General features: G+C 41.8%; 13 protein-coding genes. 6 read left to right on the plus strand and 7 right to left on the minus strand.

Going from position 1 to position 14,052, the window contains the following annotated elements; translation table 11 throughout:
* Positions 1-264: 264 nt before the first annotated feature.
* From ADH67_RS03925 to ADH67_RS03935, 3 genes are read right to left on the minus strand one after another with little or no spacing between them, the layout of a single operon-like run.
* Complete coding sequence (locus ADH67_RS03925; protein WP_066595985.1) at positions 265-1,908, minus strand: HAL/PAL/TAL family ammonia-lyase; 1,644 nt, start codon at positions 1,906-1,908, stop codon at positions 265-267.
* A gap of 41 nt (positions 1,909-1,949) precedes the next feature.
* Positions 1,950-2,306 carry a cytochrome c3 family protein gene (locus tag ADH67_RS03930; RefSeq protein WP_066594693.1) on the minus strand — a complete coding sequence of 119 codons (357 nt, stop codon included), beginning with the start codon at positions 2,304-2,306 and terminating at the stop codon, positions 1,950-1,952.
* Between the two features lie 14 nt (positions 2,307-2,320).
* Positions 2,321-3,847 carry a flavocytochrome c gene (locus ADH67_RS03935; protein WP_084081557.1) on the minus strand — a complete coding sequence of 509 codons (1,527 nt, stop codon included), beginning with the start codon at positions 3,845-3,847 and terminating at the stop codon, positions 2,321-2,323.
* Between the two features lie 186 nt (positions 3,848-4,033).
* Here ADH67_RS03935 and ADH67_RS03940 point away from each other — a divergent pair, with 186 nt between their 5' ends.
* The 3 genes from ADH67_RS03940 to ADH67_RS03950 all read left to right on the plus strand — a co-directional run bounded on the left by ADH67_RS03940 (position 4,034) and on the right by ADH67_RS03950 (position 6,746).
* On the plus strand, positions 4,034-4,264 hold the full coding sequence (locus ADH67_RS03940; protein WP_084081556.1) for a hypothetical protein: 231 nt from the start codon (positions 4,034-4,036) through the stop codon (positions 4,262-4,264).
* Positions 4,265-4,366: 102 nt separating this feature from the next.
* Positions 4,367-5,539, plus strand: a complete 1,173-nt coding sequence (locus tag ADH67_RS03945; protein ID WP_084081555.1) for a sigma-54 interaction domain-containing protein — start codon at positions 4,367-4,369, stop codon at positions 5,537-5,539.
* A gap of 13 nt (positions 5,540-5,552) precedes the next feature.
* Positions 5,553-6,746 carry an MFS transporter gene (locus ADH67_RS03950; RefSeq protein ID WP_066594689.1) on the plus strand — a complete coding sequence of 398 codons (1,194 nt, stop codon included), beginning with the start codon at positions 5,553-5,555 and terminating at the stop codon, positions 6,744-6,746.
* Between the two features lie 146 nt (positions 6,747-6,892).
* Here the strand turns inward: ADH67_RS03950 and rsmG are convergent, their stop codons facing one another.
* Genes rsmG through mnmE form a run of 3 tightly spaced genes read right to left on the minus strand, consistent with a single transcriptional unit; the run spans position 6,893 to position 10,879 of the window.
* Positions 6,893-7,549, minus strand: a complete 657-nt coding sequence (rsmG, locus tag ADH67_RS03955; protein ID WP_066594687.1) for a 16S rRNA (guanine(527)-N(7))-methyltransferase RsmG — start codon at positions 7,547-7,549, stop codon at positions 6,893-6,895.
* Positions 7,533-9,458, minus strand: coding sequence for a tRNA uridine-5-carboxymethylaminomethyl(34) synthesis enzyme MnmG (gene mnmG, locus ADH67_RS03960; RefSeq protein ID WP_066594685.1), 1,926 nt, complete (start codon positions 9,456-9,458; stop codon positions 7,533-7,535). Before mnmG ends, rsmG begins: the two co-directional genes overlap by 17 nt.
* A 41-nt stretch (positions 9,459-9,499) precedes the next feature.
* Complete coding sequence (gene mnmE / locus ADH67_RS03965) at positions 9,500-10,879, minus strand: tRNA uridine-5-carboxymethylaminomethyl(34) synthesis GTPase MnmE (RefSeq protein WP_066594683.1); 1,380 nt, start codon at positions 10,877-10,879, stop codon at positions 9,500-9,502.
* A gap of 17 nt (positions 10,880-10,896) precedes the next feature.
* Between mnmE and ADH67_RS03970 the strand changes: the two genes are divergently transcribed.
* A complete protein-coding gene (locus ADH67_RS03970) occupies positions 10,897-11,196 on the plus strand; it encodes a hypothetical protein (RefSeq protein WP_066594682.1) in 300 nt (99 codons plus the stop codon).
* A gap of 266 nt (positions 11,197-11,462) precedes the next feature.
* Here ADH67_RS03970 and ADH67_RS03975 read toward each other — a convergent pair whose 3' ends face one another.
* Positions 11,463-12,038, minus strand: coding sequence for a TetR/AcrR family transcriptional regulator (locus tag ADH67_RS03975; RefSeq protein ID WP_066594680.1), 576 nt, complete (start codon positions 12,036-12,038; stop codon positions 11,463-11,465).
* A 131-nt stretch (positions 12,039-12,169) separates the two neighbouring features.
* On the opposite strand from ADH67_RS03975, the gene ADH67_RS03980 reads away from it, so the two are divergent.
* Positions 12,170-13,690, plus strand: coding sequence for a flavocytochrome c (locus ADH67_RS03980; protein ID WP_066594678.1), 1,521 nt, complete (start codon positions 12,170-12,172; stop codon positions 13,688-13,690).
* Positions 13,691-13,694: 4 nt separating this feature from the next.
* Positions 13,695-14,045 carry a cytochrome c3 family protein gene (locus ADH67_RS03985; protein WP_066594675.1) on the plus strand — a complete coding sequence of 117 codons (351 nt, stop codon included), beginning with the start codon at positions 13,695-13,697 and terminating at the stop codon, positions 14,043-14,045.
* Positions 14,046-14,052 lie beyond the last annotated feature (7 nt).

A 14,052-nucleotide genomic window follows, 5' to 3' on the forward strand; every position in this document is an offset into this window, starting at 1 on the left:
ATGCTGCGTGTCTCCTAACTGGTTATCAGATATCTTTGCAAACTATATTGTTAGACAATAGTTTATAAAATATCTTCTAATTCTTCAGATATGTTTTCAGTCGGTACCGGCAATACAAGGAAGATTTTTTGCTATTTTTTAATTCAAAAAGATTAGTTCGCCTTTTCACAGCGAAATTTTGAGCGCTTTTTTGTGTCACTCTTCGGTCAAATACAAAAAGAGGAGAGTCTTAAAAACGACGCCTCCTCTCCTTGTTTTAACCCTCTACCTTAAGTTGTTCATAATCAAATTCTTACCGTTCTCTATATCATCAGTAAAAATCCGATCTTCACCGACATACTTAACTGCTTGTCGATACCGCTTATATAACTCTTGTGAATCTTTGCCCATTGCGAACTGTCCTTTCAGCTTAGTTCTCAAATCTACTGCTTGGGCTGCATGGAGCAATTCCAGGCTATAGATATAGGCGGTGTTGTCCGCAATTTTTGCTAACCTTTCAGCAACCAAAGGAAGATTTGTGAAGGTATCTTCAATATCTCCAGCAACCGGAGTTCCCAAGAAAGAAACAGGATTTGCCAAAGTTTGATTCTCACTATGTAGAGCTACAAACGGCTTCTGAATAGCACCGAACGCGTGTCCTTTGTTTTTCGGATCCGACAAGAAGCGAGTGAGCCCAGTAAAATGCTCATCCGACAAATGAATGCTTCTCTGGACACTGTTGTGACTAAGATGCGTAAGAGCAATCCCAAGTCTTTGTGCGGCGATTGCTACTGGCAATGGTTCAAAATTAGCCGTAGGAACGATTGCTCCTTTTACATCCTTTCCTTCGACGAAATACATGGCTACTTGCTCGTGCTCACTGTATTTCTTATCCGCATTCAAAATTGTTCCGGGATTATCATCGGAAGAGTTCAACTGCACCTGCAGCTCTTCATCTAGATGGTTAAGTGCTTGATTAACTTCTCGCAAGACATAAACTGAGGTTCTGAACGAAAGCGGATCCTGCAGTGCACGCTCCTCATTCTTCTTCCATAAATATGAGCCGTCTAATGCATCTCTTATTCTAGAGGCTTCTTTTTCTAATCCAGTAAAAGGATGGACTGAAACTGCCTGTGGTAATACAGGTGCAATATTTCCATTTAACCCTTCCAAGCTTAGTGCAAACAACGCAGGAGAAAAATCAGCTAAGGTCTTTGCATCCTTCCTTGCTTTCATTACCTGAGCAACAGCCATTGCATTGGTTGAGAGAATTGCCAGCGCATCTTTTCCTTGAGGATCAAGCGGAGAAACTCCTTTAAGTTTCAAAGCTTCTGCGCCGCTAACAACTTTTCCATCAACTTTAGCTTTCCACTCTCCCATCATCACCGCTCCTACATGAGAGGACAGCGTAATATCAGCTTCTCCGACCGATCCTCTAGCTGGAATTTGCGGCGTAATTCCTTTATTTAGAAAGTCGCGATACAGCTCAGCAACTTTAGGCTGCGCACCAGTCTGACCGGCCAACAATGTATTGAGGCGGATAACCAGCTGCAGTCGAGCAATCACATCTTCAGCCATTGGACCAATTCCGGCAGAATGGCTTCTCAAAGCATTCCTATTGAATGCCTTGGAGGCTTCTCGAACCTCTTGAGATAACTCTCCATTGGCCGAAAAAAGAGACTTGTCTTTATTAAGGCCTACTCCAACGGTTAATCCGTAAACAGGAGTACCTCCTTTAGCAGCTAATTCAACAAGTTGATGAGATCTCTCTAGACGTTCGTAAGCTTCGGAAGATATTGCAACCGTATCTTTTCCTTCAGCGATTGACCAGGCTTGCTCTTGGGTCAGATGGTGACCGTCCAAAGTAATTACGCCCGCTTGGGCCGTTGCCGCCAACATAACCATAATTGAAAGTATTGAGTATTTCATTATCTTGCCCTTCATTCTATTCAAGGTTTCCTGTCTATAGGTCATTTCATTTGGTACTTAAACTCATGACAGTTGTTGCAGTAAACAACGCTGGGCTTATGTTCTTTATGGCAAGCCGTGCATTCAATTCCAGAACCATAGTGAGCGCTAGTATGGGGATTAGGTTCTCCCTTAATTTTGTTTTGAACCAACTTACCCAGGTCCTCATAACTTCCATGGCAGGACTGACAAGAAGCATTGTTCGGTTTAAAAAATTCGTTCCCTTTTACGGCATTTTCTTTTGTATGGCAGACAGAGCAATCTTTAATTATCTGATGATGCGGCTTCATTTGCTGCGCAGAAACTGAGACTGTTAATACTGTTAAACAAACAATGAGTAAAGCTTTAATCGTTTTCATATCTATTCCTTGGATTAGCTGAGATTCTGTGAAGGTTCGGCAGCTACTTGTGCACCTGCGGTTCTGCCTGTGACCAGGCCGTCAGCAATAGCACAGCCGCCTAAACGAGAAGCTCCGTGGGTTCCTCCGGTAACTTCCCCAGCGGCATAAAGTCCGGGAATCGGTTTAAGATCTCTGACGTTAAGAACCTGAGCTCTATTGTTGATCGCAACACTTCCCATGCAGTAATGAACTTTCGGCCATACTCGAGCGGCGTAGAAAGGTGCCTTGGTAATCTCAACAGCTAGCGCTAACGGACGATTGAACTGCTCATCTTTACCATTTCGAACGTACTCATTAAATTCATTTACCTGCTTAATCAAGTTATCCGTAGGGATGCCATACGCTTTGGCCAGTTCTTCCAACGTATCAAACTTCCTAATTACGCCGTACTTCAATCCGTTCTTTAAAGTTTGAGCTAATTTGACGCCTTCACTATCTACAAAACAAATCGGATACACAGGCTTTCCGTTTTCATCAATTTGATTCAAGATTGCATCGGATCTAGCTTTGCGATCGGCCAGTTCATCAACAAACCGACGTCCGGTCCGGCAATCAACCATAATGCCTTTTGGAAAACCTGCAATAGTATTGAACTGGGAAACGAGACCGAAACCTCTTTCATCGGGACTGGACCATGGGCCAAGCTGAATCTGATCCAACTGAATAGGCATCGCTCCGAGAGCAAGCATAGCCATCAGACATTCTCCGGTTGCGCCGGGATGGTTAGTTGACTCGAGTTTTTCATCTAATGACGGGTCGATAGCCTTTCTAAACTGAACATTTTGGGAAAAACCGCCGGATGCAATCACTATCCCTTTTCTTGCACCATAGTTCAGAACCAGACCTGAATCTTTCTGTAGAAAATTAAATTTTTCTCTCACAACTAAACCAATTACCCGACCGTTTTCATCTCGAATAAAGTCTTCCATTGCTGCACTAGTGTGAAGATCCACACCTTGTTTACGGGCTGCTTCGACTAACGGACGTGTGATACCGCCGCCTGTACTTTCAACAGTCTGCATAATTCTCGGGACGCTGTGGCCGCCAAAATGCTGAACAAACGGTTTGTATTTCACGCCGTATTTAACCGTGAAATCAAAAGCAGGCCGTGTTCCGTAAACAATGTTCTTCAATAAATCCACATGACTTAACCCACGTCCTGACTTAATCATGTCCTGAAGCATTAGTTCAGGAGAATCTTTGATGCCTTCTTTCTCTTGAAGGGGAGAACCGGCCACGGCGAAAGCACCGCCGTTAATTGCTGAGTTACCTCCAAAAACCGGCATCTTCTCCAGAAGAAGAACAGATGCTCCTTTTTCCGCTGCTTCGAGAGCGGCAGCTAATCCTGCAAATCCACTACCGACAACGATTACGTCAACAATCTTGTCAAATTTATGGTTAACTTTTCCTTGAGCGGTGACTCCCCCGGCACTTAAAGCACCGATAGCAGCCAAACCGGCCTTGATAAAATTTCTTCGTGAAGACTCTAAAGCTTGCATTTTTGCTCCTTGATTATTGGGTTTTAACTATTTATTGCAAGCTCTATACCAACTTTTTCTATCGTTTTTAACCGATTGTTTTATTTATATTTTCAAGAATAGATAGAAATCCTAATCAGAATAATTCACGAAATTTCGTATAATTTTTTTACGATATTTCGTGAATTACGATATTTAGTGAAAACCATGGAAGACATATCTCATCTGGTTGAAGTCCTCTGTTCCAGCCTCACTCTGGAAAAATCTCTTTTTCGGCTTTTTACTGTTCTGAATCAAAAACTTGATGCTGACGGCGTTTTCATTAATTTTTTCAATAGATCCAAGCAAGCCGTCTCTTTTCTAGGACATATCAATAGTGCCGGCATTCAACCGCTTCCGGCCCCAATCAAAGTCCCATGCTATTTCTTCCAAAAATAAAAAAAAGAAAAAGGCGGAGTTCTGTGCATCCAAGAAATTACCGATGATCCTTTCACTCAATACGTCTTATCTCAGGCGATCCCGGAGGTTAAGTCTTTCTTGATGCTAGACCTTTTTAAGGACGAAAAACATTTAGGTGTTGTTTGCTTCTACAGCCAATTCAGTCATCATTTCTGCGAAAAACAAGCCGAACTTCTCCAACGTCTTCATGATCCTTTGGCTTTAGTCACATGCAATGCGCTGAACACCTTTCTTCTTAAAGAAAATAGCGAGTTGGGAAAGGAGAAATCCAAGCTACTAGAGAGTCTGGAAATAGAAAAAAGAAAGCCTATCGTTAATTTCTTAAAGCATTCTCCTTCACTTTCGAGCATTGCCGGACAAATAGAAAAAATTGCACCCACAGAGGCCACCGTTTTAGTCCTTGGAGAGACGGGAACGGGCAAAGAAGTAATCGCAGATTTAATTCACTCTATGTCGTCCCGTTCCAATGGACCTCTAGTCAAAATTAATTGCGGCGCCATCCCCGACAATCTTCTTGACTCGGAACTATTCGGCTATGAAAAAGGCGCGTTCACTGATGCAAAACAGACAAGAAAAGGATTCTTTGAGCAAGCAGATAGCGGCACTTTGTTCCTTGATGAAATAGGTGAGTTAACGCCTAGTGCGCAAGTGCGCTTACTTAGAACTTTGCAGCAAAAAACAATCATCCGGGTAGGGGGTACTAAAGAAATTCGAGTTAATGTGCGTATTGTTGCTGCGACTCACCGTAATCTTCAACGGATGGTTGAAGACGGAACTTTCAGAGAAGATCTTTGGTTTCGTTTAAACGTTTATCCGATCTCAATACCACCGCTTCGTGAAAGAGGGGAGGATGCCGTACTTCTTTCAGAGCTGTTTTTAGAAAAACTTAAAGATAAATACGGACTAAAAATCAAGCCTGTACTTTCCTCGCATTCTATTGAATTCCTTCGCAATTACGCTTGGCCTGGGAATGTCCGTGAATTAGAAAACTCATTAGAACGAGCAGTGTTATCCAGTCAGAGTTCACAAATTGAACTTAAGCAAGTTTTATTAAATTCTTCTGCAATTCGTGCAAAGGAAGGGAATATTGGGTGTCCCTCAACTTCCTATGAAGATACTGTCCGACAGTATTTTTTATCTTTGCTTCATCAAGTAAAAGGCAAAATTTCAGGTCCAGGAGGAGCCGCTGAAATTGCAAAAATGCATCCGAATACATTAAGAAGCAAACTGAAAAAACTCAATATCCATTACTGATGACGAGGTCTCGATGCGGAATCAGTATCTTCTTTGTTTAGGCGCCAGCGGAACTCCTTTCTTGGATGCTTTTTTTACCGTTTCCGGCGGTTTTCTTCTTCTTTCTTTGGCACCTCAATTTAATTTAAGCACTTGGAGCGCAGGTGCCTATGGAACCAGTTACCTTTTCGGAGTAATGGCAGGTTCTTTTCTGGTTAGTGCCGTCAGCAAAAAACTCAAAACTGAAAATATTTATTTTTTAAGCCCACTGGCCATCTTTATTCTTCTTCTATCTCAAGTTTTATTCGATAGCTTTTTCTATCTCCTGGCAGCTCGTTTCTTGTTCGGATTCTTTATCGGAAGCGATTATCCAATCTCTCAGGTCTTTTTCTCCAGCCAATGCCATACATCCTTTAAAGCTAAAGGACTTACGCTATTAATGTCTAGCTGGTATTGGGGCGCAATTTTTGCCATTTTAGTTTTCTGGTTTGCGAGTTTGTTCTCGGTTTCGTCAGAAATTCTTTTAGCTGCACCGGCCTTAATTCCGTTGGTTGTTCTTTTAACAAGGCTTCCTTATTTTTCCAGCACGTCTAAAACCTCTCAAAAGAGCTCCAAAAACGTCTCTTCCTCTCCAATAAGCAAATCCTGGTCTAAAGAATCTTTGTTGAATCTAGGCTTTCTTTGTGCGTTCTGGACTTGTCAATGCATTCCTGTGACAGTCATACTTCTTTTCGGTCCTTCTATCATGGAAGCATTAGGTTTTTCAGGAAGCGGAAGTTTTTTCCAATTAAGCGTCACCTATATTTTCTTCTTCATCGGAAGTTCTTGCTCTTACTTGATTATTGACAAGTGCACCAGAAAATTTTTAGCCTTAATAACCTTCGCGCTCATGACGCTTTGTCTTATACCGCTCCTTTGGGCCGACTCTTTGTCTTTATTGATTATCGTCTTTGCATTTATAGGTTATGCAGCTTCATACGGGCTACAGACAACTTTAGATTATGTGTATCCAAACGAAATATTCGAAGTAAAAATTAGGGAGCAGGCCATTGGAGTTCTTACTTGTGTGACGCGTTTTGTTTCCGGACTCAGTGCTTTCTTCTTTCCTTATTTTCTTTCTAAATTCTCTATAACGTCCATAATTCTCGCAGCTGTTTTTATTCTTACCATTGGATTTTTCTCGACCTATTTATTTGCACCAGTCGATGCTTGTTCAAAAAATGATTAATCTTTTCAAAACAAACTTCCTCTGGAACACCAAACAATGCTTAAGAAATTTGATCAGGTTCCCAGCTTGATCGGCATTTTGTTTTGTTAAAAAAGAGGAACGACATAAACCTTCCCTCTTTAAAAATTGCTCAACTCGAATTAGATTTATTCAAAGATTTTCTTTTTGAGAATTACAATACATCGTGTCTCATTTAAGAAGGGAACTTTCAAATCTAAGATTTCTTCAATTTCTATGTCATCAGGAATTGCAGAAATTTCATTCTTTTCTAATTTTGCTTTCAAGGCCAACCATCTTCCATCTTCTTCCAAAAGGTCTCTAGTGAGCTCAACAAAATTTTCTAAGGAAGTGAAAGCCCGAGATGTGATTACTGAAAACTTATTACTTCGGGGTTCATCTTCTATACGTTCGTGCTTCGGAAAGACGTGTTTTAAACCTAAAAGTGTGCATACTTGGGTCACAAACATAATCTTTTTGCCAACAGAATCCACCAAAGTAAAGCTCAGATCCGGCGAGAACATAGAGCAGGGCAGGCTTGGAAGCCCGGCACCACATCCAACATCCAAAACCTTTTTATTGCCTTTTTCGGCTAATTTTTGAAGGATTTTGCAAACAGACAGTGAATCTAGAAGGTGTTTGACGATCACCTCCTCACTTGTCTTGATTGCTGTCAAGTTATAAGTTTTATTCCACTTCAAGATCAAATCTGAATATTGAAGCAACTTTTTTACCTGTACTTCATCAAACGTCAAACCTAAATCTGACAATCCTGATTCAAGAAGCGATCTAAGATCCTTTGACATTTTTACCTTTCTGCAGTTCGTAGCGCTTTAAGTAAACCAACAAAATAGAAATAGCCGCGGGAGTTACCCCGGAAATTGCTAACGCTTGTCCGATAGTTTCCGGTCTGACATTTTTTAGTTTCTGACAAATCTCAAAAGACAAACCCTTAACATCGTCGTAGTTGAAATCATTCGGAATAACGATTTCCATCTTATTCAGATTGTTCTGAACCTCGGCATACTGACGATCAATATATCCGGAATATTTCACTTGAGTTTCCAAAAGAGAAGATAGTTCCTTATCTTGAATCGGATCTTTCAAAAGCGGGTTTCCTTCCTTATCGACAAGTTGAGTCAGCTTTAAATAATTCATTTCCGGCCGCTTCAATAAGGAATACAACAAGCTTTCTTTTACCAATTCCTTGCCAAGAATTTCTTTTTCAACATTCGGTTCTATAACACCGGGATTGACCCAAGTAGATTTCAATTTCTCTTCTTCTTTCTGAAGAATATCCATCTTTCTGGAGAAAGCTTCCCATCTTTCTTGTCCAACCACACCAAGCTTATAACCGATTTCCGTAAGTCTTTGGTCAGCGTTATCTTCCCTTAGACTAAGGCGATATTCAGCTCGAGAAGTAAACATTCTATAAGGCTCATTAACGCCCTTTGTAATCAAATCATCGACCATCACTCCCAGATAAGCTTGGTCACGTCTTAGATGGAACGGCTCTTGCTCACGTGTATAAAGAACTGCATTGATGCCGACAAAAATACCCTGAGCAGCAGCCTCTTCATATCCGGTTGTGCCGTTTACCTGACCGGCCATAAATAATCCTTCAATATCTTTACTTTCCAAAGTAGATTTCAGAGAACGAGGATCATAGTAGTCATATTCAATAGCGTATCCGGGTCTCAAAATTTCTACATTTTCCAGTCCCGGAATTGAGTGAATAAATTTGATTTGAACATCAAAAGGAAGACTGGTTGAAATGCCGTTCGGATAATAAACATGAGTATTTAAACCTTCCGGTTCCAAAAATACATGATGTGAATCTTTGGAGGCAAAACGATGGATTTTATCTTCAATAGAAGGGCAGTATCTTGGACCAATACCTTCAATGATTCCAGTGTAGAGCGGAGAACGATCTAAACCGTTTCGAATAATGTCATGAGTAGTTGTGTTGGTATTTGTAATCCAACAAGGAATCTGTTCAGGATGTTGAGCCGCTGAACCTAAAAACGAAAATACCGGTGTCGGATCAGAATCTCCATATTGAATAGTGCACTTCGAAAAATCGATCGTTCTTCCATCCAAACGAGCAGGGGTTCCGGTTTTAAGTCTGCCCTTAGGGAGACCTAAACTCATTAAATCATTTCCTAAAGCAATTGCAGAAGGATCACCAACTCTACCGCCAGCATATGCTGACAAACCAACGAATATCTTTCCGTTCAAGAAAGTTCCGGCTGACAGAACAACCGCACTGCATCGGATAGCAATTTGTGAGTCAAGAATAACGCCGACAGCTTTTCCATTTTCGACAATAACATTGTCTACAGCGGCTTCCATAAGTGAAAGATTCGGAATATTTTCCACAATCTTTCTCATATGATTCTTATAGAGCGTTCTATCTATCTGGGCACGAGTTGCACGTACTGCTGCGCCTTTTGAAGCATTCAACAGCCTGAACTGAATACCTGAGAGATCAGTGACTTTAGCCATAACTCCATCTAAAGCATCCAATTCTCTTACCAAATGACTTTTACCAATTCCACCGATAGACGGATTGCAGGACTGTTGACCTAAAGTATCGAAATTATGCGTGATAAGAAGAGTTTTTGCCCCCATTCTTGCACTTGCAGCAGCAGCTTCAATGCCTGCATTTCCTCCGCCTACAACAACTACATCGTAGCTTTTCGGATAAAACTCCATTTTTTATTCTTTCCTAGTATGTTGTTTCACGTGAAACAAGTTTATTTACCAATACAAAAACCTTTAAAAATAAGCCCTAAAAGATCATCACTCGTTGTCTTTCCAACGATACTTCCCAAATCATCGTTAGCTAATCTCAACTCCTCAGCAAACAGCTCCAATTTCATATCGTTATAAGAAATTAGTTCTTGAGCTAGTTCAAGATGAGCTAAGGCAGCATTCAAACTGTCTAAGTGACGTTTCCGAGCAATAAAGACAGATTCTTTAGGTTTCCAACCCGCAGCCTTTAATAATGCGTTTCTTAGATCATTAATTCCTTCTCCTGTCAGAGCAGACGTTTTAATTTCTGTTTCACGTGAAACACTATCCTCAGAAAGAAGGTCAGACTTATTCAAGACTGTGAGTATTGGAATGTCTTCGTGAGTTAATTGTTTAACCAAACTTAGAATCTTTTCATCGTTCTTTGATTTTTCCGGATCGCCTCCGTCAAGGACTCGGACAACAATGTCGGACTTAGAAATCTCATTTTTAGCTCTTTCTATACCGATTTTCTCGACTTTGTCTGAGGTTTCTCTAATACCTGCGGTATCTGTGATATGGAAAGGAATGCCGTTCAGATGTATCAACGTTTGAATTTTATCTCTAGTTGTTCCAGCAACATCGGACACGATAGCAATTTCATCTCCGGCCAGTCTGTTCAAAATGCTGGATTTACCGGCATTTGTCTGACCAACAAGAGCAACTTTAAAACCATCTCGAAGAGTTTCTCCTTGCTGTGCAATTTCTAAAGTTTGTTTGATATCTCGGATAATTTCTTCAAGTCTTTCTTTGCAGTTGTACTCAGTAATGAAATCAATTTCCTCTTCAGGAAAATCGAGAATTGCCTCAACTTCAATGCGAAGACGAACAAGCAATTCCGAGACTTCATGAACATATTTAGAAAATTCGCCGTTTAAGGAGAGGGAAGCCGCACGCACAGCATTTCTCGAGCTGGCATCAATCAAATCAGCAACAGCTTCGGCTTGGACTAAGTCCATTTTCCCGTTCAAAAACGCTCTTTCAGTGAATTCTCCGGGATCTGCCAATCTCAACGAATACTTTTTGCCAACTTCTAAAACGATCTCAAGAATCCACGTAAGAAGAACTTGTCCACCATGAGACTGGACTTCAAGAACTGTTTCTCCGGTGTAAGAATTTGGCGCCTTAAAATAAAGAGTGATGACTTTGTCGACTTGTTCTTGATTTTGATCAACAAAAGAGAGCAACTGAGCCTTTCTATTTTCAGGCTTGAACTTAGGCAAAACTAATTTTGCTATTTCTTGGATTATCTCGTCCTTACCGGAAAGGCGGATGATTCCTATTCCTGAATTACCTGTCCCGGTAGCCAAAGCTACGATAGGGTCGTTAAAATTATCATTCATAAATTTTCGGGCTAGCTATGTCTCTAAAACAAAATAACCAAATAGGCTCTAACTTAATAGGTGGCGCAACCGCTGTTTTGTTGGCCATTCCTGTCGCAGCCTTTTTTGGTTCTATATTCGGCGATACTTATCAAGCAAGATCAACAGTTTATATTTTAATCCTCGCATGGGTGGTTGCAGGTGCGTTTGCGATTGGTTACGTCAGCAAAAAGGCACCCGAAAAGACCACATCAAGATTCTTCTTTTTATGGGTTATTAGTACTTGGCTTTGGCCTCTTCTATTATTCGTCTACTTCTCTAAACGAAAACAAAAATAATTTCTTTCTTAAGGCTGTTAAGAGTTTTCTGACTTAATTCTCAGCCTGCTTTCTGAAAAATGAGCTTCGTTTAAAGGCTCCTCACGTTTCCCGACAGAAACTAAGAAGAGCCTACACACGCTGCTATTTATCAAATTAGTGTGCCGCAAATTTCTCAAATAAGCGTTCCACTCTTTCAAGGTATTTTTGGAAGCGTCCTTCTCAAGTAAACGTCTGGTTTTTCAGCTCCTATACTGACTTCAAAAACGGCATCTAACAAATGCGCTTTACTGACGCAATAATTCTTTAATAAGTCCGAGCACTTTTTCTCTTTCTTCCGGAGTGGAATAGTCTAAGTTGTATAGAGAGAGCATAAAAAAGCCCTCTAGAGCGATCACTCCCAATGTGGTTTTAGCGTTATCTTCCACAGATTCACGGATTTTTTGGAAAAGATTTCGATACCACTGATGCAGCGGCTCCATCAAAGACATATCAAAAGACTGAACCGTAAAAATTGCGGCGCCCCAGTCTCGATTTTCAGGCGCAATACCATCTCTTCTCTTAAACCAATCTATGAAAGCATGGACAAGAGCATATGGCTTGTCTTGGTTTTTCTCAAGAGCCGTTTCTAATTCCTGATTTAAGTGGGCCACATATTGATCCATTAAGGCCATAATCAGTTTTTTCTTGCTCGGATAGTGATAGAGCACACCGCCTTTGCTGACTCCGGCCTGTTTGGCTACGGCCTCAATAGTAAGCTGTGCTACGCCGTCTTTAACGGCAATTTTTCTGGCTGCAGCAAGAATTATTTTTTTTGTTTCAGCCGCACTCCTCTTAGCGGTTTTCTCATTTTTTTGATTCATTCTTAAAACCCATTCTAATAATGCTTCTCAACTAAGTATTTGAATTTTAACCTAAGTGTAATTACCAATTTCAAACAATCTTTTTGCGTCCTAATATATTAACCGTCCAGACGGTATAGTAAGGAGAAAACATGAATAACTCAAATTTAGTGAAAAGGCGCAGTTTGCTTCAAGGGTTCGTAGCAGGCGGTTTGGCCGCTGCTTTCTCCGGTCCCTCTCACGCAGCTGAAGTGAATGGTTTTGATGAGGTCCATGACATCGTTATTGTCGGCAGCGGATTTGCCGGATTAGCCACCGCTTACTCTGCGGTAAAAGCCGGATTGAAAGACATCTTGATTCTTGAAAAGATGGAAGCTTTCGGCGGTAATTCCTGCCTTTGCGGAGGCCTTATGTCTCTGCCCTTGAGTCCTAAACAAAAGTCAAAAGGAATTAAGGATTCTGTCGAAATGATGATGGCAGATATGTATAAAGCAGGAAGAGGCTTTAACCATCCGGAATTAGCTCGTAAGTTTGCATCTGACGCACCCGGTGTTTGTGCAATGCTCGATGAATGCGGGGTTCAGCTCAAAGATAAAGTTATTCGTTTAGGCGGTCACAGCGCTCCTCGCGCTTTGGTCCCGGAAGCTGCTTCCGGCGGCGGCATCGTAATTCCAATTCATAAATGGCTCAAAGCACATGGAGTTAAATTCCAAAATCGAACTCAGGTAACCGAACTTGTACTTTCAGATGGTAAGGTTAAAGGCGTACAGTGCAATGTCGGCTACAACTGGAACGACGGAACGTCCGCCAAAACCGCCCGTATCGGCACACGCAGTGCTGTTGTCGTATGTACAGGGGGATGGGGCCAGGACAATGACTTTATTAAGACAACGATGCCTGCCTATGCACTTTTGGAATGCACTTCTCAGCCGGGTGCCACCGCTGAGATGCTGAGAGGTTTATTAAAAGCCGGTGCACTCCCCACAATGCTTGACATGTATCAGCTCGGCCCATGGGCTTCTCCTGATGAAAAGGGTGCCGGTCCGGGAAGTTTCTTTGCCGATTACGCATTTGCCGAAGGCATTTCCATTAATCCAAAAACCGGCCGCCGTTACATGAACGAGCTTGCCGACCGCAGAACCAGAGCTGAAGCAGAACTCAAGGTTTTAGGTGAAAGCGAAAAAGACAAAATCAATTATCCGATCGCATTCTGCTCTGAGAAGACCACTGAGCATGCCGAAGGATTTAAGGCTGCTTATCGTGACGGCTGCGTCTTTAGACACGCCACCGTTGAAGACTTGGCAAAAAACTACGAAATCCCTCTGCCAGCATTAAAACAGCAAATTGCAGAGTACAACGAAATTGTTGCCGGCAAGAGAAAAGATCCGTTTGAAAAGCCTCTGGATGTGAAACAGAAGCTTGAAGCTCCGTTCTACTCAATGAGACTAACACCGAAACTTCATTACTGCATGGGCGGTATTGCGATTACGCCGAAAGCTGAGGTCATTTCCGTTGAAACATTAAAACCGATTCCCGGTTTGTATGCTGCAGGCGAAGTTACAGGCGGCGTTCATGGGATGGATCGCCTCGGAGGCTGCTCTTCAGTAGATTGTTTAGTCTTTGGCCTTGAAGCCGGAAAAAATGCTGCCGCGCTCGTCGGAGCAAAGGAGTAAAAAAATGAGAAAAATTCTTTTTGCACTTACTGTTTTCGCTTGTATGGGAATGAACGCTGCATTTGCCGGGGACTTAGCCGGCATGCCCATGAAACACAAAATGGCTGCTCAGATGCAATGCGCCACATGTCATGGCAGCCAAGAATCGTTCACAAAACCGGCGAGCACACAATGCATTGCTTGCCACGGTCCGATGGCAAACATCCAGACAAAGGACAATCCCCAGGGTAAAAAGCCTCATCAGTCTGCACACTATGGGGATACTGTGGAGTGCTCGGTATGCCACTCTGAGCATAAACAGAGCAAAGACCTTTGCAGCAATTGCCATAAAGTCGAGTGGCAAAATTTCCGCTAAACAACTT

This window comes from Turicimonas muris (assembly GCF_002221595.1).
GTDB lineage: Bacteria > Pseudomonadota > Gammaproteobacteria > Burkholderiales > Burkholderiaceae_F > Turicimonas > Turicimonas muris.